The sequence below is a fragment of the Dinghuibacter silviterrae genome (assembly GCF_004366355.1).
In the GTDB taxonomy this organism is placed as follows: domain Bacteria; phylum Bacteroidota; class Bacteroidia; order Chitinophagales; family Chitinophagaceae; genus Dinghuibacter; species Dinghuibacter silviterrae.
On the sequence record NZ_SODV01000001.1, the window covers coordinates 1444613 to 1469403 of the forward strand.

The following is a 24791-nucleotide window of genomic DNA, read 5'->3' on the forward strand; positions in this document are numbered from 1 at the left end:
CCTGACGTGTTTTTTTTACGGGAGGCGCGCCGCGATCGCCGCCGCGACGCGCTCCCCGTCCATAGCGGCGCTGACGATGCCCCCTGCATAACCGGCGCCCTCTCCGCAGGGGTACAAATTGTCGACCTGCGGATGCGCCAGCGTCACCGGATCCCGCGGGATCCGCACAGGCGAGGACGTGCGGGACTCGGTCGCGACAACGACGGCGTCGTTGGTGAAATAGCCGGGCATTTTTCGTCCGAAGTCGACAAAAGCCTTTTGTAGACCTTCGTAGACAAACGGGGGCAATACTTCTTCCAGGGGTACCGACCGGAGACCGGGTATATAAGAAGAGGAGGGGAGGGTGGATGATAGCCGGCCGGCGGCGAAGTCGGCCATGCGTTGGGCGGGCGCTACGAGGGCCCCGCCACCGGCCTCGAAGGCCTTTTGCTCCACGGCGCGTTGGTAGGCGACACCGGCGAGGGGACCAAACCGCGCAAAGGGCAGGACCTGGAGTTCGTCGATGCTGGTGACGATGCCGCTGCACGCAAAGGCATTGTCGCGCTTGGACGGAGACCAGCCGTTGACAACAACCTCACCGGGTGCGGTGGAGGCAGGGGCGATGATGCCGCCGGGGCACATGCAGAACGAAAAGACGCCGCGGCCGTCGACCTGCTCAACGAGGTTATAGGCAGCAGGTGGCAGGAAAACGTCCCGCACCGTGCGGTGGTATTGAATGCTGTCGATGAGGGCCTGGGGATGTTCGATGCGGACGCCGAGGGCAAAGGGTTTGAAGTGGATGTCCACGCCCTGGGCGTGTAAGAATTCGAATACATCGCGGGCCGAGTGGCCGGTGGCGAGGAGGACGGCGTCGCCTTCATGCTGATGGCCGGCCGCGGTGATGACGCCGCGGATGCGCGCGCCGTCCTCCGCGAACAGCAGCCCGCTCACTTTTTCCTCAAAAAGAAACCGCCCCCCACACGCGAGGATGTGCTCGCGCATCGCCGTCATAATCTGCGGCAGCTTGTTGGTGCCGATGTGGGGGTGGGCTTCGTATAAGATCTTGTCCTCGGCCCCGAAACGGACAAAGAGGTGGAGGATGCGGTCAATATCGCCCCTTTTGTTGCTGCGCGTGTACAGTTTGCCGTCGCTATAGGTGCCGGCGCCGCCCTCTCCGAAGCAGTAGTTGCTGTCGGGGTTGACGATGCCTTCCCGGTTGAGCAGCGCGAGGTCCCTTCGTCTTGCGCGGACGTCCTTGCCCCTTTCGAGGAGAACGGGACGGATGCCGAGTTCGAGGAGACGAAGGGCGGCAAAAATACCGGCGGGACCGGCGCCCACGATGAGCACCTGGCGCGCGGCATTGTGCACGTCCTGGAAATGGAACGTTTTCGGCGGGCGGCCGGTAAAGGGTTCGTCGAAGAAGGCCTTTACCGTAAGCTGGACCCAGGGCTGTTTACCGCGCGCATCTATGGATCGCTTCTGGAGGTAAAAGCCCGTAAGCGATGAAAGCGGCCTTGCGGTCGCTTCCGATATATGTTGCATGACGATTTCCCGGTTGTCCGCCTGTGAAGGCGTCATGCGTAGGGTGAGGTCCTGCTGCATCCTTAGAAGGGCAGGTCGTCCACAAAATCAGGCGGTGCGGAAGAAGGGGAAGAGGCTCCGTAATCGGGGATAGCATCAACGCCGGATGAAGCCGAAGCGCCCAGTTGAACTTGTTCAAGTCTCCAGGCGTCCAGGTTGGTGATGTAGTTGACGCGGCCGTCTTTTTCCCAACGGCTTCCCTTTATATTAAAAGAGACCTTGACTTCGTCACCAATGTTGAAGCGGTCGACCAGCGTAACCCTGTCCTGCACGCTTTGGAACTTGACGTAGTTGGTGATGGACCGGCCGCCGATGTCTTCGGTTTTTTCGATGACGAATTCCCGCGTTTTAAAGGTGCCCGTCCTCTGGACGGTGTCATATTTGGCCACTAATTTACCAGTGATCTCGTAGCTCATGTAACGAATGATTTAAACCGCGAAAGTACGTAAAGCTGGCATGCAAAATATATCTTGTCACAAGGATTGTCGCGAGCATAAAATTTTGTACTTTCCAAGAACACTCGACCCGTTGATTGCTTACCGGAATTTTGCCACGCATCCCGTCCAATGATTTTCGCCTATACGTCCAGAAGTAGCACGCTTTTTGCAAACCAGAAAAACGGTTTGCCGTAACAATTTGTTTATCATAATCCTTTTGCATTTTCGATTCCTTGTCCAGCAAAAACCTATGCGTTTGATGTGCGTGAAACTCAAGCCAGGTAAGCATTTCAGGAAACTGATCGCGGTAGATGGACGCTTGGGTGTGTAGGTTGTAGGCGTTGTAGCAAAGAAAAAAATTTGTTGAATTCAGATTCTGTCTTTATTGGGAAAAAAAGAAGGCAGTAAAAATTTTTTTTTCAACATTTTCTTTTGATATTCGCTGTCCTGCTCAAAAAAACTTTATCGAAACAGCGCGTTCAAAAGGCTCACTAGATGATGTATAAGTTCAAGGTCCAAATATTATTAACTCTATTATAAAAATTGCTTAAGGTACAATGACGAAAACTTGCGATAAAGTTTGGGATACTTGTCTCTCTATCATAAAGGATATCGTAGAATGGCAGCATTTTAAGACTTGGTTCGAGCCCATTACACCGGTTGATTTGAAGGAGAACGTTTTAACGATACAAGTCCCCAGCCAGTTTTTTTACGAGTACCTCGAAGAACATTATATAGGCCTTTTGGGTAAAACGCTAAAGCGGGAGCTGGGCAAGGAAGCCCGGTTGGAATACAGGATCATGATGGACAGCGGGAACCAGGCCAGTAAGCCCATTACCATGGATGTGCCCGCACAAGGGTATAAAACATATACCAACAACGAAATGGATTTTCCGCTGGTGATCAATAACCCCGTCAAGAACCCCTTCGTCATACCGGGGTTGAAAAAGGTACAGATCGACTCCCAGTTGAACCCGGTATACACCTTCGATGCCTTTATCGAGGGGGATTGCAACCGGGTCGCCCGTCGCGCGGGCAAAACGGTCGCGGAAAAACCCGGTGCCACTTCCTTTAATCCCCTGGTCATCTATGGTGGGGTAGGGCTGGGGAAAACCCACCTCGCCCAATCCATCGGCAACGAGGTCAAGCACACGCATCCCGGCAAAGTCGTCCTGTACGTCAGCTCGGAGAAGTTCATCAACCAGTTCATGGACCATAGCCGCAACAACGCGGTCAATGACTTTATCCACTTTTACCAGCTCATCGACGTATTGATTATAGACGACGTCCAGTTCTTCAGCCGTGCGGAAAAGACACAGGATGCGTTCTTCGCGATCTTCAACCACCTTCACCAGAGCGGGAAGCAGCTGATTCTGACGTCCGACAAACCGCCCAAAGACCTGGACGGGGTGCAGGAACGCCTCCTGAGCCGTTTCCGCTGGGGGTTGAGCGCGGATTTGCAGGTGCCCGACTACGAGACGCGGATCGAGATCCTGGAAAGGAAAATGAAGAACGACGGCCTGGATATGTCCAAGGAAGTCGTCAAGTACCTGGCCTATAACATCAGCAGCAACGTCCGGGAGCTGGAAGGCGCGCTGATATCCTTGCTGGCCCAGTCGTCCCTCAACAAACGGGAGATCGACCTGGAACTGGCCAAAAAAGTGCTTCGTAATTTTGTAAAGACCTCCTCGAAAGAGATTACCATAGAAACCATCCAGAAGATGGTGTGTGATTTCTTTAACGTCCCTTACGACAAACTCCTCGAAAAAACCCGGAAACGGGAGGTCGTTCAGGCCCGCCAGATTACCATGTACCTGGCCAAGATGTTTACGAAAAATTCCCTGAAGACGATCGGGGAACATTTCGGCGGCCGGGACCATACCACGGTCATCCACTCCTTCCAGACGGTCAAGGACCTCATGGATACCGACCTCCTTTATCGTGAAAGCGTTATGGAGCTCCAGCAAAAGATACAGCTCGCCGCGATGTAACCATTTTTTGCATAAACTTGTGGGAGCAATGTCATGAACGATTGCGCACCATCCGAGTCGGAGCTCCTGCAGAAAATGGTCCTTGGGGACAGGTCTGCGTATGCGGCTATATACCAGCGTTACCATGCCGGTATATATCATTATATCCTGCGCTTTGTCAAATTGCCCGACCTCGCCGAAGACCTGGTCCACGACGTCTTTCTAAAAATATGGGAGGTCCGGGAAAGGATCGATCCCTCGGGGGCTTTTGGGGGATACCTCTACCGGATTGCCCGCAACCATGTCTACAAAACCATCCAACGGATCGCCGCCGATAGGGTGCTGAGGGCGCGCGTCCTCCGGCACCTGGGCGAAGAACCGCCCCTCGAATGGATCGGCCAGAACAAAGAATACGAGCGTCTTTTCGGCCAGGCCCTGTCCCTTCTGCCCCAACAGCGCCGGAACGTTTTCCGCCTTTGCCGGGAAGAAGGAAAGACCTACGAGGAAACGGCGGCCATCTTAGGCATCTCCCGCAACGCCGTCAAAAAACACATGATCCTGTCGATGCGGTCCATCCACGATTTTATGCTGCGCAATGGGGATGTTACCCTTGTCTTGCTCCTCCTGGCGATGGTGGCTTAAATTTTTTGCCACCGGGGTACCCTCTTTCCCGGTTTTGGGATATTAGCAGATATGTCCCCTGACTACTACCAAGATCTTTTACAGCGCTACCTGGACGGAACGTGTTCCGCGCAGGAAGGAGAGGAATTGTTTGCATGGCTGGCGTCGGACGCCGGCCGGAAGCCCCTCCTGGAGGCGTTACAGCGGGAGTACAAGGGGCAGGAGGAGCCCCATCCCGCCGGGGCCGCCGGCGATCGCATCTGGGCGCGGCTGGAACAAAGCACGCGCGCCCGCCGTCCGCTGAGGATGTACTGGACCGCTGCGGCCGCCGCTGTCCTCGTCATGGGCGTCGGGGCGTATACGTGGAACCGTTATGAACGGCGTCCCCGGCCCACGGTGCCAAAAGAACCCATCGCGGTTCAGGATGTCGGACCCGGTGGCAACAAAGCCACCCTTACGCTCGGCGACGGGCGGACCATTGTCCTGGACCGTGCGGCCGAAGGCCAGCTGACCCGGCAAGGAGGTGCAGGCGTGGTCAAGACGGGAGCAGGTCAGTTGGCTTACACGGCCCTGGGAACGGGGAGTGCATTGTACAATACTATTTCCACACCGCGGGGCGGTCAATACCAGGTTGTCTTGGCCGACGGCACGCATGTCTGGCTTAACGCATCGAGTTCACTTCGTTTTCCCACCACTTTTACGGGGAAGGAACGCCGCGTGGTCCTGACGGGGGAGGGCTATTTCGAGGTCGCTCCCCGCGCCGGCCAACCTTTCCGCGTTACGGCGGGGGATATGACCGTGGACGTGTTGGGCACTCATTTTGACGTCATGGCTTATGCCGATGAAGACCGGACGGCGACAACGCTGCTGGAGGGTTCCGTACGGGTGTCGGGCGGAAGCACCGGAAGCCTGGTACGGCCCGGACAGGCGGCTTTGCTGGATGCCGGTACGCACCAGTTGCAGGTAGGCCTGGCCGACCTCGAAGGCGCCGTGGCCTGGAAAAACGGGTATTTCCGCTTCGACGGCGTGGACCTGCCCGTGGTCATGCGCCAGTTGTCGCGTTGGTACGACGTGGACGTCGTTTACCAGGGCCATAAGGAAAAGACGTATGAGTTCGTGGGGACGGTGGCCCGTAGCGCCAACCTGTCGAGTGTTTTAAAGGTCCTGGAGATTAACGGTGTGCAGGTGAAGGTAGAGGGCAAAAAACTTTTGGTGACACCATAAACTACATGATAAATATGCAAACGTAAAAGAGGGGGGACCGAAAAAAAACCAGGGGCACTTCGACCTACCCCTGGAGGACGTTCGGGTAACCCATAGCAAATCTAACCAGACTGTCTATTACATTAAACCCAAACCTATTAAAGGTATGAATCTGCTTGCACTTGGCAAAGCGCCACGGGCGTTTTGTTCGCAAATTATGCTTGTCATGAAGCTGACTGCATTTTTGTTATTAACAGCCGCATTACACGTCAGTGCCACCGGGGTGTCCCAGACACTTTCCCTTCATGAACGGAACATCCCCTTGTCCAAATTGTTTACCCTTATCCATCAGCAAAGCGGCTATTCGTTTATCTATGACGCGCAGCTCCTCAAGGGCGTGCCAAAGGTGTCCGTACACGTCAAAAACGCGTCCGTGGAGGACGTGCTCAACACTTGTCTGCAAGGGCAACCGCTTTCGTTTGTCATAGAAGACAAGATCATCACGGTCCGGCAGGGGCCGCTCCCCGTGCCGGATGCGCCACCGCTGCCCGCACAAACCGTACGGGGCACGGTACTCGACGAAAGCGGCAAGCCCCTCGTCGGCGCCACGGTCTACCTGAAACCCGGGAACCACGGCGCCCAGACCAATACGGACGGGGTCTTCGTTATCGGAGATGTTCCCCCGGGGGCGTATACGCTGGAGGTGTCTTACGTGGGATATATCACCGATTCGCGGCTGATCACCGTTAATGGTAATACGGTGGAGGTCTCCATCGCGCTGAAACCGGGAGACAACGTGCTCAAGGATACGGTCGTCGTAACGGCCCTGGGTATCCGCCGTTCGGCCCGTTCGGTCGCCTATAATGTCCAGACCCTAGGGTCCAATTCGGTCAACGACGTGAAGGATCCCAGCTTTGTCAACAGCCTTGCGGGTAAAGTCGCCGGCGCGACCATCAACGGGAGTGCGTCCGGTATCGGCGGATCGACCCGCGTCGTCCTGAGGGGTGTGAAATCCCTGACGGGGAACAACAACGCCCTGTATGTCGTGGACGGGATCCCGCTGCCCAATCTTTTCACCGGTCAGCCCAGCGGGCTTTTTAGCGGTGGAGACGGCGGGGACGGTATTTCGAACTTCAACCCCGACGACATCGAAAGCATATCCGTATTGACGGGCGCCGCTTCGGCCGCCCTGTACGGAAGCCAGGCCGCTAACGGCGTGATCCTCATCACCACGAAAAAAGGGATCGCCGGGAAGACCCGGGTTAACTTCAACACCGGGTTTACCGTGTACAACCCGCTTGTGCTGCCCAAATTCCAGGATACCTACGGAGCGGACGCGGCCGGGGCCTACGACAGCTGGGGCCCGAAGATCACCCAGTCCACCGGGTACAAACCCAAGGATTTTTTCCAGACGGGGAATAATTTCACCAACGCGATCAACGTCTCTACCGGCTCCGAGAAAAGCCAGACCTATTTTTCCGCCGCTTCGGCCCAGGCCCGGGGGATCATACCCAACAACGATTTCCACCGGTATAATTTTACCGCCCGCAATACGAGCAGCCTGTTCAACGACAAGCTGAACCTGGACATAACCGCGATGTACCTGTCCCAGGATCAACAGAATGTTCCCGGCCAGGGGCAATACAACAACCCGCTGCTTCCGATCTACCTGTTCCCCCCCTCCGATACGCTGGCGAACATCAAAAACTACGAGCGCTACGATCCTACCCGCAACTTTAAAGTCCAGTACTGGCCTTACGGGGACTTGGGTTTTGAAGCGGAGAATCCCTATTGGATCATCAACCGGGAACAGTTCGACGCCAAACGGGAGCGTTTCCTGGGGACCGTGGCCTTGCGGTACAATATTGCCAAAGGGTTGAATGTCGTTGGGCGGGTCAAGTACGACAACTCGAACGACGTCTATACGGCAAAGCTCTACGCGTCCACCTCGGGTTTTCTAGCCGGTGGTCCCGACGGTTCCTATACGATTGGGAATGACAACGGCAAGCAGACCTACGCGGACCTCATGGCCAACTATACCACCGATTTCTCCAACTTTAACCTGCACCTGACGGTCGGTACCAGCATCCTGGACAACAAAACCAGCGGTGACACCATCGGGGGGCCGCTCCTGACCGTGCCCAACTTTTTCTCCCTGGTCAACATCAGCCCGGCCAACATGACCATCAAGCAGACCGTGCAGCAGGAAAACCAGACCCAGGCGGTATTTTTTAGCGGTACCCTGGGCTATAAGCAACGCCTCTTCCTGGATCTTTCCGCCCGGAACGACTGGTCCTCCGGTCTGGCGTTCACCAACCATGCGTCCATCTTTTATCCTTCCGTGGGTTTGTCGGACATCCTGTCGGATGAGGTCCGGCTCCCGTCCTTTATCAATTTTGCCAAGCTGAGGGCTTCGCTCAGCCAGGTGGGCAACGCGCCCTCGCCTTACCTCTCCAACCCTGTCTATACCATCAGCGGGAATACCCTGCAAACCTATACGACGGAACCTTTTACCACCCTCAAACCCGAGCTGACCACCTCCTTTGAAGCCGGAATCGACCTCCACTTCATCCATGACCAGTTTGGTTTGAGCGCCACCTATTACAACGCCAACACCAGCAACCAACTGTTTGGCGTGAGCTGGCCCGCGGCCACCGGTTTCAGCGGCTATTATGTCAATGCCGGGAAGGTGCGCAACGAGGGCGTGGAAGCCACCCTGGGCTGGTACGGTGGAAGGATCGGCGCCCTGAGCTGGTCGCCCAGCATCGCCTTCTCCCTCAACCGGAATAAGATCTTACGGATGCTGCCGCCGTTTACCGATCCCGTGACCGGCAAGCTCACTTCGGAGGACAGCCTGGTGGCTGCCAGCTCCGGTGGTTACGAGATGGTCCTCGCCAAGGGCGGGACGACCCAGGACATCTATGCGAACGGCCTGGAAAAAAATGCCAACGGCACGTACGTCACGGATGCCAATGGTCTTCCGATCGTGGACAACACGCACTTCACCAAGGTGGGACGCGCCACGCCGGACTTCAACCTGGGCTTCAACAACGTGTTTGCCTACAAGAATTTCAGCCTGAGTTTCCTGATCGATACCCGCGTGGGGGGTAAAGTGGTTTCCGCGACCCAGTCGATCCTGGACTTCTATGGCGTGTCCAAGGCCACCGCCGACGCAAGGAATGCGGGTGGCGTCATGTTCAACGGCAAACTGCTGACCGCCGAATCCTATTACAAGGCGGTGGCCGGTGCTTCGGGCGGATCAACCGGTGCCATGGCGTTGTATGCCTATGATGCCACCAACGTCCGGCTCAGGGAGGTCTCCTTCGGGTATACGTTCCCCGGAAAGTGGTTTTCAGGCAAGGTGGAAAGGCTCAAGCTGTCCGTCGTAGCCCGGAACCTTTGGATGATCTACAACAAGGCCCCCTATGATCCTGAATCCGTGGCGTCCACCGGGACCTTCTACCAGAGCTATGACTATTTCAACCAGCCCAGCCTCCGGAACATTGGCATCAACCTAAACGTGTCCTTCTAAAAAACTGAACCATGTCATTAACCAGAAATATAAAATATAGCCTCCCCGTGGCCGCGGCGTTTTATCTGTCGGTCCTTACGGGCTGTACCAAGAATTTCGCCAGCATGAATACCAACCCCAACGGGTTGACCGACTCCATGCTGCAACTGGACCACGCAGGTCTGGGCGCCTTCTTCCCTGTGATCGAGAAAAACGTGATCCCCGTCGCGGCCAACACCGGGGACGGGTCGGTCTACCAGGTCGCCGTCAACCTGAACGCGGATCTTTTCTCCGGGTATATGGGCACCCCCACGGCCTTTGGCGGTGGGCAGAACAATTCCACGTATGCCCTCAACTCGGGTTGGGACAACGCGCCCTTTAACGTAGGGTATAACACCGTCATGCCCAACTGGTACCAGATCCGTTTGCGGGCAGCGGCCTCCAACCCCGACTTTTATGCCGTGGCCAATATCCTGAAGGTGGCGGCCATGCACCGGATCACGGACGTCTACGGCCCCCTTCCCTATACCGGTTATGGCGGCGGGGGTTACTCCGTCCCCTATAACGGGCAGGATGTCATCTACAACGCGTTCTTCTCCGAGCTGGACTCGGCCATCACCACCCTGAGCGCTTACGTCGCCGCCAACCCCGGCGCTACGCCGCTGGCCAACTATGACCTCGTGTTCGGCGGTAAATACGTGGAATGGATCAAATTCGCCAACTCGCTGAAGCTGCGGCTGGCGATGCGCATCGTGTACGCCAACCCCACCCTGGCCCAGCAGGAAGCCGAGGCCGCGGTCAACAATACGTACGGGGTCATGACGGCCAATACGGACAATGCGTTCGTCGGGTCCGCCAACGGGATCACCATCTACAACCCGGTTTGGGTCATCGACTACAACTACGGGGATATCCGCGCCGGAGCCGTCCTGGGGTCTTTCCTGAACGGGTACGGCGACCCCCGTCTTCCGGCCATCATGACGGCGTCGACGACCTATCCGGGCCAGTACATCGGTATCCGGAGCGGCATCAGCATCCTCACCTCGGCCGATCGTACCGCCCGCGAAGGTTTTTCCAGTATGAACCTCAACCAGAATTCCCCCATACAATGGATGACCGCCGCGGAAGTCGACTTCCTGAGGGCGGAAGGTGCCCTAAGGGGCTGGAACATGGGCGGAACCGCCCAGTCCTTTTATGAAGGCGGGATCCAGTTGTCCTTTAGCTATTACGGTGTCGGCAGCGCGGCCAGCTATATCACGAATACCACCAGCACCGCCGCGCCCTATACCGATCCCGTGGACGCCACCAACAACGAAGCCGCCGGTTCACCCGACCTGAGCACCATCACCATCGCCTGGAACAGCGGGGATACCTTCGAACACAACCTCGAACGCATCATCACCCAGAAATGGCTGGCCGTGTTCCCGAACGGCGAAGAAGCCTGGGCGGAGTTCCGGCGCACGGGTTATCCAAAAGTTTGGCCCGTACTTATTAATTACAGCCAGGGCACGATCAGCACTCAGATACAGATAAGGAGGTTACCCTTCCCCCAGGTGGAGTACCAAAACGACAACGCCGCCGTGACCGCGGCCGTCTCTTTGTTGAGCGGGCCGGATAACGGGGGGACGAAGCTCTGGTGGGATAAGAAATAGACGAAGCTACCTTGCGGCGGCAGCGTGCGCCCCGTCTGCCGCCGCAATTTTTATACACTCACTAAATCGTTTATGCATGACATCTCTAACGAAGCTTGCACAGGGCGCACTGTGCCTCACCCTGATGCTGCAAACTGCGTGTCAGAAACCCCTGGTCCAGTCCATTTCCCCGGGCATTACGTCCGATGCTTCCACCTCCAACGGCGGCCTGATCGCCTACAAAAACAGCGCCCATCATCCCTTTGTCGGTTACCTCGTGGCTGACGGCAACGACCCCGCCGCATCCGTCAACCCGGCAAATGCCCCGGACAGCGTAGACTTCCTGGAGTTCTTCGCGGGCCGGGACACGGTTCGTAACGACTGGAGGATCGCACAGGCCAAAGGGACCCGGATCGTAGTCTGTCACTTTGTTTCCGACGCTTATTTTGACGGGGCCTCCAACGACCCTTCCAACCCCGGGACGAGTACCACCCCCACCGCCACCAGCACGTATGATCACTGGGCCGCGGCGATGTACCAGCAGCACATCGTACAGGATTCCCTGGACGGGATCGACCTCGATATCGAGACCGGTACGCTGGGCGGCGAGGTGCCCAATGCCACCAACCTGCAAAGCCTGCTCATCTCCGTGGCCAGGTATTTCGGGCCAAACTCCACGTCGGCGTTGACCGTGATGGGCAAAAAACCGGTCTTCTTTTTCGACACCGACGGCAGCGTCGGCGGAGGGGTCGACGGGACCTATTACACCAGCTATTCGGGCAACTATGACTATGTCTTGTTTCAGGCCTATACCACTGGCAGCCACTACTGGAGCGGGAGCGGTACGGCCAGCTTCGGACCGCTGGTCAGCACCTACGGCCTGAGCAAGCTCATCTTCCTGGTCAACGGGGACAGCTTTAGTCCTTCGGATGCGACCGTCGGGAACGACCTGTTGAGCTATGCCGGGTGGGTCGTGAGCAACAGCGGTTGTGGTGTCGGCGCTTACCGGATGAGCCGGGACTACAACGACGTACCCTCATTCACCTACAGCCGGCAGGCCATCCAGATCATGAACCCCGCCGCCACCGATACCACCGGTCTCGTGTCCGGAGCGACCTACAAGATCGTGTCGGCCGTCAACAACAGCAGCGTCCTGGACGTAACCTCATCCGGCACCGCCAACGGCACCAAGGTCCAGCTCTACACCGACAACGGGACCAACGCACAGCGCTGGCAGATCACCAGCCTGGGGGGCGGTTATTACAAACTGGAGCCCGCCTGCGCACCGGGTAAGATGATGGACGTGAGCAACTCCGGTACGGCCGACGGTACCCAGGTCCAGATTTATACCGACAACGGGACCAACGCACAGCGCTGGCTGATCACCAGCTTAGGAGGGGGCTACTACAGCATGAGCCCGGCCTGCGCCCCGGCCTCCGACTTGGACGACAATGCCCAGGGGACCGCCAATGGGAATAAGATCCAGATATGGACTTCGAACGGCACCGTGGCCCAGCAATGGAAGTTTGTACAGGAATAATCTAAAAGGGCGCCACAGGCGCCGCAACACAATACACCAAATGCGAGCTATATGAAACAAACCATTCTTCTTCTCGTTCTTTTCGCCGCGGTATCCTGCGGCAAATCTTCCAATCCCGTCCTGCCCGCAGGTACGGCCACAGACGCCTCGGCGGCCACCAAAAAAGGCCCCCTCAGCGTCGTCTATATCGAAGTGAATAACGACAACCTCCTCAACCCGGGTTGTTATACCCTGACGACCGGGGGCGCGCAGTTCTTTGATATGGACATCATTTTCGCGGCCAATATCAACTACGACGCTACCCTCAACAAGGCGGTGTTGTACAACAACGCCAATGTGGAAAACGTCCTGGTGAATTACAAGACGTATATCCAGCCACTCCAGGCCAAGGGGATCAAGGTGCTCTACGACATCCTGGGCAACCACACCGGGGACGGCATTGCCAATTTCACCAGCCGGGCGGCGGCCAAGGATTTTGCCACCCAGGTCGCGGACACGGTGAATGCCTACGGCCTGGACGGCGTCGACTTCGACGACGAATACGCCGAATATGGAGAACACGGTTCGCTCCCCCCGGCCAACGACAGCTCATTTGTCCTGTTGCTCAGCGAGCTGCGGAAGCAATTGCCGACAAAGCTCCTGACCTTCTATGCCATCGGGCCCGCCTATACCGGGACCGGGTCCTACCAGGGACAATCCATGGGCAGTCTTCTGAACTACGCCTGGAATCCATACTACGGGACCTTCTCAGCCCCGTCGATCACCGGTATGTCCAAGAGCCAGTTGTCACCCGCCGCGGTCGATTTTGGCAGCACCTCCTCCAGTACTTCGACGTCGTTTGCGAAGCAAACGGTGTCCGGGGGGTATGGGGTCATGATGTTTTATGGGTTGACGCAGACCAGTGAGACCAGTTATCTCTCGGGGACGTCCAAGGCATTGTATGGGTCGGGCGTGACGGTGCCGTCTGGCTGTCTGCAACCGTAGGGCGCCGGGGCCCCCGCAGGGGGCCGCAACTCCTAAGAAGCGCATGGCGCGGGGCAAGCAACGCCCCGCGCCTTTTTTTCGTACCTTACCGTATGCGTACATTGTTGATCATGGCGGCCGTCGCCTGGTGCGCCTGCGGCAGCGCCCAAAGCCTGAAAACGGGCGACAAGGTCCCCGACTTCACCCTCCCCGATCAAAACGGCCAACCCTTTGCGTTGCACGACTATATCGGGAAAAAATACCTGGTCATTTATTTCTACCCGAAGGACGAAAGCCCCGTTTGTACAAAAGAGGCTTGTTCTTTCCGCGACAACTACGACGCCTTTACAAAAAAGGGGGCGATGGTCATCGGAATCAACGGGGGCTCGGTGAGCAGCCATCACGCCTTTCAGCAAAACCACCAACTGCCCTTTATTCTTCTGAGCGACTCCGCGAACAAGGTCCTGAAACTATTTGGCGTCAAGGGCAGCTTTGGCCTGACCGGCCGCGAAACGTTCGTGGTGGACCTGGGCGGGAAGATTGTCTACACCTTCAGTTCCATGCTCAAGGGAACCAAACACGAGGAAGAAGCCCTGGCACATATCCCGGGGAACCCTTAATTTACGGATATGAAACCATTCTACCTCCTGCTGGCCGCCTTATTGGCGCCCCTGCCCTTTTACGCCCAGTCTTTCGAGGGTGAAATCGTCTACCAGGTCACCTTCCAAAGCAAGCTTCCCAATGTTTCCAACGACCGGCTGACCAACGCCATGGGGGACAGGAGCGAATACTATGTCCAAAACGGTAACTACAAGAATGTGTGCAACGGGACCATTTTCCAGTGGCAGTTGTACCGCCACGACGAGAACCGGATCTACAACAAGATGGCCAAGGCAAACGCGGTCCTGTGGATAGACGCCGCGACCAACCAGGATACCGTTTACAACGCCAGCCTGGTGTTTAACGCCGCGACGATCCTCGGCTATTCCTGCGACGAGGTCATCCTGGCGTGCAAGTCGGGGGTGCAGCGGTACTTCTTCTCCCCGAAGCTGGGCGTCGACAGCCGGTTGTTCATCCGGCACCGGTTTGGGAACTATTATGCCTTTGTGTCAAAGTCGAATGCGCTTCCCCTGAAATACGTGATCGACAACGACCAACTGGTCATGGAAGGGACGGCCGTGCTGGTCAAACCGGGCCCTTTGGATCCGGCTATATTCACGCTGCCGCCGGGCGCCATGCTCAGCCCGATGCCACAGAATTGATCCGATCCCAACCTTGACCCCATGACGTGTAAGACATTTTTTTTGGCGGCTTTTCTTTTTGGCGCGGCCCTGCGCGGTGCGGCCCAGGATATGCAGCACTATACTTTTGCCCTCACCCTAAGCGACACCACCAACCGCATCCATGGCGTAGCCGCCGTCACGGTCCGTTTTAACAGCGCCCGCACATGGTTCCGGCTGGACCTGGCGGGACGTATGCGGGTATCTTCCGTCCGGGAGGGGAGGAAAAAAGTACCCTTTTTGCAGGACGCCGGGGCATTGTCGCTCAGGGTTAAGGCCAGGAAAAGGTCCCGGCATACCTATCGCATCGTCTATGCCGGCACACCTTCCGACGGGCTGATCATCAGCACCAACAAATACGGATCCCGTACGTTTTTTGGAGACAACTGGCCGGACAGGGCACACCAGTGGCTGCCCTGTGTGGACCGGCCGGGGGACAAAGCCGGCCTGGATTTTATCGTCACCGCGCCCGACCACTACCGGGTCATCGCCCCGGGTATAAAAACGGAAGACGTACTGTTGAGCGAGCACCTGCGCCGGACGCACTGGGTGGAAAAAGTACCCGTACCCACCAAGGTCATGGTGATCGGGGTGGCGGAGTTTGCGATTTCGCCGCAGGTGTTTATCCAGGGCATTCCCGTCAACGCCTACGTGTTCCCCCAAAATCGCGAGCGCGGTTTTCGGGACTATGCCTGGGCCGACAGCATCCTGCCTTTTTATATCCGCAAGGTAGGCCCCTACGCCTACGAGAAACTGGCCAATGTCCAGTCCAAGACCATTTTTGGAGGTATGGAAAACGCCAGCGCCATTTTTTATTCGGAAACCTCCGTGGGTTCGCGGGGTGTCGAAGAGCTGATGGCCCACGAGATCGCCCACCAGTGGTTTGGCGACGCCGTCACCGAAACGGACTACCGGCACCTGTGGCTGAGCGAAGGCTTTGCCACGTACATGACCCACCTGTATATGGAAGACCGGTATGGACCCGATACCCTCCGCAAGGGGATGGCGGCGGACAGGAAAACGGTCCTGGTTTTTGCGCGCCGGCAAACGATCCCCGTCGTGGACACCGGGCGGCACGGAGGGTATATGCAACTGCTAAACGCCAACAGCTACCAAAAAGGCGGCTGGGTGCTGCACATGCTCCGGCGGTCGGTGGGCGACAGTCTTTTCTGGGCGGGCATACGGCGTTATTTCGCCACCTATGACGGGCGTAATGCGTCCACGGACTCCTTCCGGTTGGTCATGGAAACGGTTTGTGCGCGCGACCTGGGGCCATTTTTTACCCAATGGCTGTATACCCCGGGTGTACCCCGGCTGCGGTGCAGTTGGGCATCGGCAGACGGGGGTTGGACCCTGCAGGTGGAACAATTGCAGGAGCAACCATTTGTCTTTACCTTGGAGTATTCGATAGACGGGGTGGTGCACACCCTTGGGGTAAAGGACCGGGTTTCCGGGGTGCGCCTGCCCGACGGGGTTTTGCCGGAGCAGGTCCGGGTCGACCCGGACGTCGACCTGCTGGCGGACATACAGGTGGTGCCGCCGGAAAAAAAATAAACCCCGCGCTGTCCAGTTCCGGTCCGCTCATTCATCCTTGTTATAAAACCATTTTTTTATGCAAGAATTTATGCTCGTTTTCCGGCAATCGACGGACGCCCCCCTGCCTACACCCGAACAATTGGCCGCCGTAAGTCCCGTATGGGAACACTGGATGGGCGGCTATATCGTCGTCAAGGCGGCCGACCTGGAGGAAGCCACCACGCTTGCGCATGGTTGTCCCATCCTGCTGAACCAGGGGACGGTGGAGATCAGACCCATCGACGCCATGCGATGACCACAGACCCTTTACCCCAGCTGTTCAGGAAGGAATTCGGGACGATGGTGGCTGTCATGAGCCGGCTTTTTGGCCTCCGGCACATCGATATGGCGGAGGACGTCGTCAGCGAAACCTTCCTGATTGCTACGGAGACTTGGGCCAAAAAGGGCCTCCCGGTCATTGCGCTTGCTGAAAGCGCCACCGACGATTTGTTCAGCTCCGGCAACATCCAGGACAGCCAGCTCCGGATGCTGTTTGCGGTATGTCATCCGTCCATCGCGTCGGAAGCCCAGATCGGCCTGGCGCTGCGGACCCTTTGCGGGTTTAGCATAGAAGAAATCGCGGAAGCATTTTTAGTGGGCCGGGAAACCATCCAAAAACGGTTGTTCCGGGCCAGGGAGCGCCTTCGCGCAGAGGGAACACTGGATTTTCCTTTTATTTCCGATATCCCCGTCCGCCTGGGAAACGTGCTGCACATCATCTACCTCCTTTTTAACGAAGGCTATGCGTCCACGACCCACAACCAGGTGCTGCGCAAAGACCTTTGTGTTGAGGCGCTCCGGCTGGCGGTGATGCTGACAGGCTATGGCCCGACCAACGAGCCCCGTACCCACGCCCTGATCGCGCTGATCTGTTACCACGCCTCCCGCTTCCACGCGCGGCTGGAAGGAAGCACACCGGCCCGGCGACGGCGCGGACAAGTGGGAGCGCATCCTGCGGCTATACAACCAGCTCCTGCTCGTGAACTATTCCCCGATGGTGGCCCTCAACCGGACGTATGCCCTCTACAAAGCCAGGGGCAGGGCCGAAGCGATTCCCGAGGCGGAAAAGCTGGGTCTTTGGGGCAATCACTACTTCTGCACGCTGATGGGGGAGCTCTTCGCCGGAGAAGACCCGCAGCGGGCACGGGGGTACTATGCCCGGGCGTTGGACCTGGCCAAAACCGATGCCGACAAGAACGTCATCGCCGCGAAGATGGCGCGGCTCGCTTCGTGAGCAGGGCGTCCAGACTGAACGGATACACCTTCACCCCCGAAAGCAAAAAGGCGCCGGCGCTTGCTGTAAATACCGAATAACTCAGGGGAGAGACGATCCCAAAGGAGACCGCCATGCTGATGGCAAACCCCAGCAGCAAAAGCCCGCTCCCCAAAGCCGCCCAGCGCGTCCATAGACCCAGCACCAGGAGCACGCCAAACGTAAGCTCGGCCGCGGTGGCGACCACGGCCAGCTTGTCCGCGAGACCCGTGGGCAGAAACGACATGACCTCGCGGGCGTATGTCTGAAAATGGGCCCAATCTCCCCAACTGATCTGGGCGCCGCCGTGGGGACCCCAGCAACCGAGCCGGTCCAGCCCGGGAACGAGGAAACCGATGCCTAAGGCAAGGCGTAGGTAGAGTTGTATGATTTTCATTACCTAATTTAGGAAGAAAGCGTATTTTGGGACGACTAAAATCCAATCCGTCCATCATGAAAACGTATCTCGCCTTAGCCCTCACGCTATTATCCCCGAACTTTATTTTTGCTCAAAAAGACGCAGAACCCCCGGCCCATCGATGGCTGCCGGAGGCCATGATCAATATCCACGATTCCGTGGCCGTATACCTGACCGGTAACGGGAAAGAGGGGGACAAGAACGAACACTCCATCGCCATCATCGACACCAAAGGTGTGGAAACCGGCCCGGAGATCCCCCTTCCAAAGAATGTATTCGGGATCGCCCTTTTCCATGGGGAACTGTTGGCCTTTTATCAGCCGGCGTTGAAAGGTGAAAACCGGGAGGTCCGGGTCATACAGGTCGACCTTGTCCATGGAAAAACCGGGGAGGACAAAACCGTATATTCCGTATCTACCCCCTATACCACCGACTTCCACGTGGAGCGGGACAAGGACGAGCAGTTCCAGGGGCTCCTGGCACGGACGTCCGCCCTCAAATCCAAAAAAGAAGATGTCGACTTCTTAAACAGCCGGAAGCAGCGCGATTACGATTTGTCCACCGCCCTGAGCCTGACGACCCTGTCGCCTACCCTGGAGACCCACCTCGTTAACCTGACGACCCAGGCGACCACCGGGAAATTTCTGGCGGCAAGGATGAACGGGGCCGGGGAGCTGTTCACGGTGACCGGCGCCGTGGGGACCATCGTCGCCGAAAAATACAATCCCGGGGAAACGACACCCCGGAAGTTGTCGGAGACCTTCCTGGTGCACGACAATGACTCCGAGGATTTCGTCGCCCACCTGGACGGCTTGACCGGGGAGGCCCTCACCCTGGCCGTGCACTATTCCAAGACCCGGCGGACCGCAGCGGAAACCGCATACCGCTTCGACTTTGCCGCGGACAAAGTATATACCGCCCAGGAAGACGTGCTGGACAAGGACTATTACAGGGCCCTCAAAGCCGACACCACCCAGGTCGCCAAGGTGCATTCTTCCAACGTGCGGTTTATCGAAAACCTGGTGCCGGTATCCATCGTCGAAACCCAGGACTATGTGGCGGTCTGTAAAGAGATCCAGCGGATATACACCACGACCTCGACGGGGGGCGGCATGAACACCACCATCGTCCACTATCTCTGCGAGGCGGCTATCCTGTCGGTGTATGACCGGCAGATGAACCTCCTGCACTCCATCACCATCGACAAAAGCCTGGACACCTACATAGCGTCCTATCCCGGCATCAATATCCACCTGGACGGCGACAAGCTGTACGCCATTACCACGGAGCTGAGTGGAGCGGCCACCTTTACCGAATACGCCTATACCATCGACCTCCAAACCGGCGCCTTCGACAAGAAAAAGCTGCGGAAAAGTTCCTGGGCCAAGGGATCCGTCAGTCACCCGATGTATACCTTCTGGCTAAAGGATGGCCTCGTCGCCAACTACGTCTGGGAAATGAAGTTCTTTGGTACCAAGATCCGGACCTCGTTCTTCCCGGCCGAATACGAATAACTATAGGACCGCAAGCAACAACAGGAAGAGCCCCGAATACAGGAAAAACGAGCACAGGACCCCACCCGCCCGGCGCAACTGCTGCCTGGCCAGACCGCGCCAGCCGGTGGACGGGTTCCCGGTCTTTTGGGTGAAAACGACGCGCAGGGTCAGCGCGATCAGCAAAAAAAGGATGCCGGTGGTTAAAATGTGCGTGGTGTGGTGCATAAGAAAGCATTTGCATAAAGATGCCGTACCCTTGGATTTTCCATAAAGACAGGACCACTTTTTTTTGAGCAGCCGCCGCCGCCACACAAATAATGCCGCAGCTTTGTTAAATAAATACTAGTCCTCCGCGTTCCATACCCGTAATATTACAATATGATGAAACCCACCCTTTTTGCTGCCTTAGTGGCTATTTGCGTTTTTGCCGCCTGCGCTAAACATGCGGGTACTTCGAATTCGGGTAGTGGCAGCACGACAGATACCGTGATCACCCCACCCACTGACCCCGCCGTTTCCGCCACCGTGGGTTTTTTCCTCAATGACTGGACCCCCAAAACCTTTACCGTTCCCTCCACGACCGCGGGAACGGTCGGCAGCACCTCGTACACCGACGAGCTGACCATCGACATCAGCAAGGTGCTCACCAAGGTGTCGCCCTACGTCTATGGCAACAATACCAACCTGTGGATGGGACAGATCGTTACCCAGTCGAACCTGGTGGGCTATATCAAAGACCTTTCCCCAAACATCCTCCGCGCCCCGGCCGGGAGCAACAGCGATATTTATTTCTGGAACCAGGCCTCTGCCCCTCCCTCGGACGCGCCCGTCCTGCTCTATTCCAATGGGACGGAAGACACCGCCGGCTATTGGTACGGCGGCAATACCCAGTCCTGGACGTTGTCGCTGAGCAACTATTATGCGCTCCAGGCCGCTACCAGCTCCGGTGGCATCATCACCGTCAACTACGGCTACGCCCGCTATGGCACCAGCGCCGACCCCGTTGCCGCCGCCGCCCACCTGGCCGCGGATTGGGTGCGTTATGACAAGGGCAAAAGCAAGTTCTGGGAAATCGGCAACGAGACCTATGGCAACTGGGAAGCCGGCTACCAGATCGACCAGTCCCTCAACCACGACAACCAGCCCCAGTTCGTCACCGGCGACCTCTACGGCCAACACGTCAAAGTATTTGTCGACTCCATGCGCGCCGCCGCCCAGGAAGTAGGCAGCACCATCTATATCGGCGCCACCCTTCTCGACGCCGCGCCCTATACCGGCGCCTACCAGTCCCTGCTCACCTGGAACCAGGGCGTACTCACCGAGGCCGGCAACCTGGTCGATTTTTTCGAGGTGCATGATTATTTCACGCCCTACAACGACAATACCTCCGAAGCCAACATCCTGGCCTCCGCCACGACCGTTCCCACCAACGCGATGACCTACCTCAACCAGCAGATGGCCCAATACGGAGTCACACCCAAACCTATCGCCCTGACCGAATGGAACATCCAGGCCGTGAATTCCAAACAAGACGTGTCCTATATCGCCGGGGTCCACGCCGTCAAAGCCCTCGGCTCCATCATCAAAAACCACTTCGGCGAAGCCAGCCGCTGGGACCTTGCCAACGGCTGGAACGGCGGCAACGACATGGGGATGTTCAGCGAAGGCGGTGAGCCCAATGTTCCCCTATGGAATCCCCGTCCCGTCTTTTTCTATCTCTACTATTTCCAGAAGTTCTTTGGAGACCGCATGGTGAGCGACACCCTCCAATCTACCAGCAGCGACCTCACGACGTATTCCTCCTCTTTTACTTCCGGTCAGGCAGGCACCATCGTCGTCAATTCCGGCACCACCGCCCACACCCTGGCGATCGACTTCAAAAACTTTGCCGCCGGCAGCCACTACTATTGGTACGTCCTCACCGGCGGCACGGATGTGGCCCAATTTTCCGGGCAGGTCGTTGTCAACGGTACCGGCCCCAATAACGCCGAAGGCGGACCCGCCAGTAGCTATGCCAGCATCAAGGCCTATACGGCGCCCCTTACCGGGACCATCTACCTTAGTGTGCCGGCGCGGGCTGTGGTATACCTGGTGGCGGATAAGAAGAGTTAGACTATAACTGACATACTGTTGTCACGGGCCCCGCCTACCTTTACCCCATGACAAGCCGACAAATCGCCCAGCTCCGGCTGGAAAGCCAGCAAATTATTCACGCAGAGGCCCGCGGCCCGGAGGACCTGGTCCGGCGGATGGGGTGTGTCCAGGCCCAGGACTTTGCCGGGGCCAAATGGGCGCTCGCGGAAAGGATTCCGGGAGCGACGGAAGCGGATATGGACCGTGCTTTCCAGGAGGGGGCGATCCTACGGACGCACGTCCTCAGGCCCACCTGGCACTTTGTTTCGCCAAAAGATATCCGCTGGCTGCTCAAGCTGTCGGCGCCGAAAATAAAGGCCCTTAGCAAGGGGCTGCACCGCAAGCTGGACATCGACGAGGCGGTCTTAAGAAGGAGCAAAACGGCGATCGGCAAGGCGCTGGCGGGGGGCCAACGGCTCACCCGTACGGAGCTCTCGGCCCACCTGCGCAAGGCCAGGATCAATACGGATGATATCCGGCTGGGGTTTCACCTGATGGATGCGGAGGTGGACGGCCTTATTTGCAGCGGGGGACGGGAGGGCAAACAGTTTACCTACGCCCTTCTTGAAGAACGGGTTGCACAGGCACCGGTGCTCGATAAGGACGCGGCCATCGGCGAGCTGGCGGCGCGCTATTTCACCAGCAGGGGCCCGGCCACGGTCTATGATTTTGCGTGGTGGAGCGGGCTGACGATTTCCCAGGCGCAAAGGGGGTTGGAAATGAACCGGCGAAAACTGGACCACGCCATCGTGCGGGGGCAGGCGTATTGGTTCCCCTTGGGGCTCGATGCCGCGCGGATCCGTCCCTCGGTGTATTTACTCCCTGCTTTTGACGAATACACCGTAGCTTACAGGGACCGGGCGGACATTCTCGCGCCGGAGGCCATGGCGCCGACCAGTTACGGGCTTAAGCCCGTGCTGCTGGTCAACGGCCGGGTGGCGGGGACCTGGAAGCGCACGGAGGATAAAAAACAGGTCGGGCTGGAAGTGCACCCCCTGGAAGCCTTGGGGAAGGCGGCGCGGCAGCTGTTGGACGCGGCCGCGGGAAGGTATGCGCGGTTTGCGCAAAAAGAGTTGGGAGCGCTGGCCGTGATGTAGCGCACTGCGCAAGAAACGGGTTTCCGGCCCCTACAGGCGGTGCTACATTTGTAGTGTCAAAAACGAGCATGTATGGACACGCAAAAAGACATCGACTATCAACGCATAGCGGACGCTATCGAATACTACCAGGCGCATTTTAAAGAACAGCCCTCCCTGGACGCGGTGGCGGCGCAGGTACACGTCAGTCCTTATCACTTTCAGCGGATGTTTCGCGAGTGGGCGGGGGTTACGCCGAAGCAGTTCCTCGGATACATCAGCCTGGAGCACGCCAAGACGCTTCTCCAGGAGCCGGGGGCGACGCTGTTTGACACGGCCTTTGACACGGGGTTGTCGGGGACGGGACGGCTCCACGACCTTTTTATCAAAGTAGAAGGGATGACACCGGGGGAATACAAAAACGGGGGCTCGGGGCTGACCATCTCTTACGGCTTTGCGGAAAGCCCCTTTGGGCCCGTTATCGTCGCCTCAACGGGCAAAGGCATTTGTCATATAGCTTTTGCGGACGAAGGACAGGAGGCGGCGCTGACAGAGCTACAGTCAAAATTCCCCCGCGCCGCTTACCGCCAATTCATGGACGCCCACCAACAGGAAGCCTTGTTTATTTTTACCCAGGACTGGCGGAAGCTCCATGAAATCAAGCTACACCTAAAGGGAACACCCTTCCAGCTCAAGGTCTGGGAAACGCTGCTGACGATCCCGCTGGGCGGCCTGACGACCTACGCCGGTATCGCGGATACCCTGGGACAACCCAAAGCGGCAAGGGCCGTGGGGTCCGCTGTGGCGGACAACCCCGTCGCCTTTTTGATCCCCTGTCACCGCGTCATCAAATCCACGGGCGCCTTTGGACAGTACCATTGGGGTCCCGGCCGTAAGGCGGCCATGATCGGGTGGGAAGCCGCCCGGGTGAACGGTGCGAACGACAACTAAAAAAGCCATGACAACCATACAAGAATCTGACTGGATCAGGGTGCAAACCGACCTGCACCGCCAGGGCTTTGCGCTCCTGCCCCACGTCCTTACACCCGCGCAGTGCGCAGCGCTGATCGACGGGTATGACCAACCGGACGCGTACCGGAAAACGATCAAGATGGAACGCCACCGGTTTGGCGTGGGGGAATACAAATATTTTCGCTATCCCTTACCGCCGCTGATCGAGGACATCCGCACGAACATATATCCGCACCTGGCGGTGACGGCCAACCAATGGATGGCGGCACTCCACGAGCAGACACGATTCCCGGCGGTACACGCGGACCTTTTGACGGCCTGCCGGGCCGCGGGGCAACACCTGCCCACGGTGCTCATCTTAAAGTATGGAGCGGGTGGATTCAATACCCTTCACCAGGACCTCTACGGGGAAGTGTATTTTCCCCTGCAGGCGGTACTTTTTCTCAACGAACCGGGAGAAGACTATGAAGGCGGCGAGTTTGTGCTCACCGAGCAGGTGCCGCGTGCCCAATCGAAAGCCATCGTGTTGAAGCCCCGCCGGGGCGACATGCTTGTCTTCACCACGCATTTCCGGCCGGTGCAAGGCAGCCGGGGGTATTACCGGGTGAACGTCAAACACGGGGTGAGCCCCCTACATAGTGGGGCGCGACATACCCTTGGGATCATTTTTCACGACGCGGTGACCTGAGGCCGACGCGGTGTCGTAACTTTAGACCATGCACATCAGACCCGCCACCGTCAACGACTTCCCGTCAATTCATGCGCTCCTGCGCGAGTTCTCCATTTTCCAGAAGACCCCGGAAAAGATGCTGATCACGCTGGAAGAGATGGTGGCGCAGCAGGACCTGTTCCGTGGTCTGGTCGCGGAAGAAGGCGGGGCGATCGTGGGTTTCGCCACCTATTTTTTCTCCTATTATTCCTGGTCCGGGAAAGCGCTTTACCTGGACGATCTTTACGTCCAGCCGGCGGCGCGGGGCAACGGCCTGGGCAGCCGGCTCCTGGACGCGATCATAGCGCTCGCGCGGACGGCGGGTTGCAAAAAGGTCCGCTGGCAGGTGTCCCGCTGGAATGAACCCGCCCAGGCGCTCTACCGGAAGATCGGCGCGTCGATTGACGATACCGAGATCAATTGCGATCTCGTCCTGTGATAACG

22 protein-coding genes are annotated in these 24791 nt (G+C 57.8%); 18 read left to right on the top strand and 4 right to left on the bottom strand.

Annotation, left to right across the window (positions count from 1 at the left end):
* Positions 1 to 15: 15 nt before the first annotated feature.
* Entirely contained in the window at positions 16 to 1581 is a 1566-nt protein-coding gene (locus tag EDB95_RS06425) for an NAD(P)/FAD-dependent oxidoreductase (protein ID WP_133991704.1), read from the bottom strand.
* A 2-nt stretch (positions 1582 to 1583) separates the two neighbouring features.
* On the bottom strand, positions 1584 to 1976 hold the full coding sequence (locus EDB95_RS06430; RefSeq protein ID WP_133991705.1) for a DUF3127 domain-containing protein: 393 nt from the start codon (positions 1974 to 1976) through the stop codon (positions 1584 to 1586).
* Positions 1977 to 2554: 578 nt separating this feature from the next.
* Between EDB95_RS06430 and dnaA the strand changes: the two genes are divergently transcribed.
* The 12 genes from dnaA (at position 2555) to EDB95_RS06490 (ending at position 17605) form a co-directional block, all read left to right on the top strand.
* Entirely contained in the window at positions 2555 to 3988 is a 1434-nt protein-coding gene (gene dnaA / locus EDB95_RS06435) for a chromosomal replication initiator protein DnaA (protein WP_133991707.1), read from the top strand.
* A gap of 33 nt (positions 3989 to 4021) precedes the next feature.
* The gene (locus EDB95_RS06440; RefSeq protein WP_133991709.1) at positions 4022 to 4609 is read left to right on the top strand and encodes an RNA polymerase sigma factor; all 588 of its coding nucleotides are present in this window, start codon (positions 4022 to 4024) and stop codon (positions 4607 to 4609) included.
* Between the two features lie 51 nt (positions 4610 to 4660).
* On the top strand, positions 4661 to 5812 hold the full coding sequence (locus EDB95_RS06445; protein WP_133991711.1) for a FecR family protein: 1152 nt from the start codon (positions 4661 to 4663) through the stop codon (positions 5810 to 5812).
* Positions 5813 to 6017: 205 nt separating this feature from the next.
* Positions 6018 to 9323, top strand: a complete 3306-nt coding sequence (locus EDB95_RS06450; protein ID WP_162852494.1) for a SusC/RagA family TonB-linked outer membrane protein — start codon at positions 6018 to 6020, stop codon at positions 9321 to 9323.
* An 11-nt stretch (positions 9324 to 9334) separates the two neighbouring features.
* Entirely contained in the window at positions 9335 to 10954 is a 1620-nt protein-coding gene (locus EDB95_RS06455; protein ID WP_133991717.1) for a RagB/SusD family nutrient uptake outer membrane protein, read from the top strand.
* A 76-nt stretch (positions 10955 to 11030) separates the two neighbouring features.
* Positions 11031 to 12473: an RICIN domain-containing protein gene (locus tag EDB95_RS06460; RefSeq protein WP_211352054.1), complete on the top strand. Its 1443-nt coding sequence runs from the start codon at positions 11031 to 11033 to the stop codon at positions 12471 to 12473.
* Positions 12474 to 12524: 51 nt separating this feature from the next.
* The gene (locus tag EDB95_RS06465; RefSeq protein ID WP_133991719.1) at positions 12525 to 13457 is read left to right on the top strand and encodes an endo-beta-N-acetylglucosaminidase H; all 933 of its coding nucleotides are present in this window, start codon (positions 12525 to 12527) and stop codon (positions 13455 to 13457) included.
* Between the two features lie 92 nt (positions 13458 to 13549).
* Positions 13550 to 14056 (top strand): peroxiredoxin, encoded by a 507-nt coding sequence (locus EDB95_RS06470; RefSeq protein ID WP_246073546.1) that lies wholly within the window; start codon positions 13550 to 13552, stop codon positions 14054 to 14056.
* A gap of 9 nt (positions 14057 to 14065) precedes the next feature.
* Positions 14066 to 14698: a hypothetical protein gene (locus EDB95_RS06475; protein ID WP_133991721.1), complete on the top strand. Its 633-nt coding sequence runs from the start codon at positions 14066 to 14068 to the stop codon at positions 14696 to 14698.
* Positions 14699 to 14719: 21 nt separating this feature from the next.
* Positions 14720 to 16270 (top strand): M1 family metallopeptidase, encoded by a 1551-nt coding sequence (locus tag EDB95_RS06480; RefSeq protein WP_133991723.1) that lies wholly within the window; start codon positions 14720 to 14722, stop codon positions 16268 to 16270.
* Between the two features lie 58 nt (positions 16271 to 16328).
* The gene (locus tag EDB95_RS06485) at positions 16329 to 16547 is read left to right on the top strand and encodes a YciI family protein (RefSeq protein ID WP_133991725.1); all 219 of its coding nucleotides are present in this window, start codon (positions 16329 to 16331) and stop codon (positions 16545 to 16547) included.
* The gene (locus tag EDB95_RS06490) at positions 16544 to 17605 is read left to right on the top strand and encodes an RNA polymerase sigma factor (protein WP_246073548.1); all 1062 of its coding nucleotides are present in this window, start codon (positions 16544 to 16546) and stop codon (positions 17603 to 17605) included. The genes EDB95_RS06485 and EDB95_RS06490 overlap by 4 nt, the downstream gene beginning before the upstream one ends.
* On the opposite strand, the gene EDB95_RS06495 is transcribed toward EDB95_RS06490, so the two are convergent.
* Complete coding sequence (locus tag EDB95_RS06495) at positions 17491 to 17940, bottom strand: DoxX family membrane protein (RefSeq protein WP_133991728.1); 450 nt, start codon at positions 17938 to 17940, stop codon at positions 17491 to 17493. The genes EDB95_RS06490 and EDB95_RS06495 overlap by 115 nt on opposite strands.
* A 56-nt stretch (positions 17941 to 17996) precedes the next feature.
* On the opposite strand from EDB95_RS06495, the gene EDB95_RS06500 reads away from it, so the two are divergent.
* Positions 17997 to 19475 carry a hypothetical protein gene (locus EDB95_RS06500; RefSeq protein ID WP_133991730.1) on the top strand — a complete coding sequence of 493 codons (1479 nt, stop codon included), beginning with the start codon at positions 17997 to 17999 and terminating at the stop codon, positions 19473 to 19475.
* Here EDB95_RS06500 and EDB95_RS06505 read toward each other — a convergent pair whose 3' ends face one another.
* A complete protein-coding gene (locus EDB95_RS06505) occupies positions 19476 to 19682 on the bottom strand; it encodes a hypothetical protein (RefSeq protein ID WP_133991733.1) in 207 nt (68 codons plus the stop codon).
* 153 nt (positions 19683 to 19835) lie between these two features.
* Here EDB95_RS06505 and EDB95_RS06510 point away from each other — a divergent pair, with 153 nt between their 5' ends.
* The 5 genes from EDB95_RS06510 to EDB95_RS06530 all read left to right on the top strand — a co-directional run bounded on the left by EDB95_RS06510 (position 19836) and on the right by EDB95_RS06530 (position 24786).
* Positions 19836 to 21569 carry an alpha-L-arabinofuranosidase gene (locus EDB95_RS06510; protein ID WP_133991735.1) on the top strand — a complete coding sequence of 578 codons (1734 nt, stop codon included), beginning with the start codon at positions 19836 to 19838 and terminating at the stop codon, positions 21567 to 21569.
* Positions 21570 to 21616: 47 nt separating this feature from the next.
* A complete protein-coding gene (locus EDB95_RS06515; protein WP_133991737.1) occupies positions 21617 to 22687 on the top strand; it encodes a winged helix DNA-binding domain-containing protein in 1071 nt (356 codons plus the stop codon).
* 72 nt (positions 22688 to 22759) lie between these two features.
* Positions 22760 to 23617 carry a methylated-DNA--[protein]-cysteine S-methyltransferase gene (locus tag EDB95_RS06520; protein WP_133991740.1) on the top strand — a complete coding sequence of 286 codons (858 nt, stop codon included), beginning with the start codon at positions 22760 to 22762 and terminating at the stop codon, positions 23615 to 23617.
* Positions 23618 to 23624: 7 nt separating this feature from the next.
* Positions 23625 to 24326: a 2OG-Fe(II) oxygenase gene (locus tag EDB95_RS06525; RefSeq protein WP_133991742.1), complete on the top strand. Its 702-nt coding sequence runs from the start codon at positions 23625 to 23627 to the stop codon at positions 24324 to 24326.
* A 28-nt stretch (positions 24327 to 24354) separates the two neighbouring features.
* Positions 24355 to 24786, top strand: coding sequence for a GNAT family N-acetyltransferase (locus EDB95_RS06530; protein WP_133991744.1), 432 nt, complete (start codon positions 24355 to 24357; stop codon positions 24784 to 24786).
* Positions 24787 to 24791 lie beyond the last annotated feature (5 nt).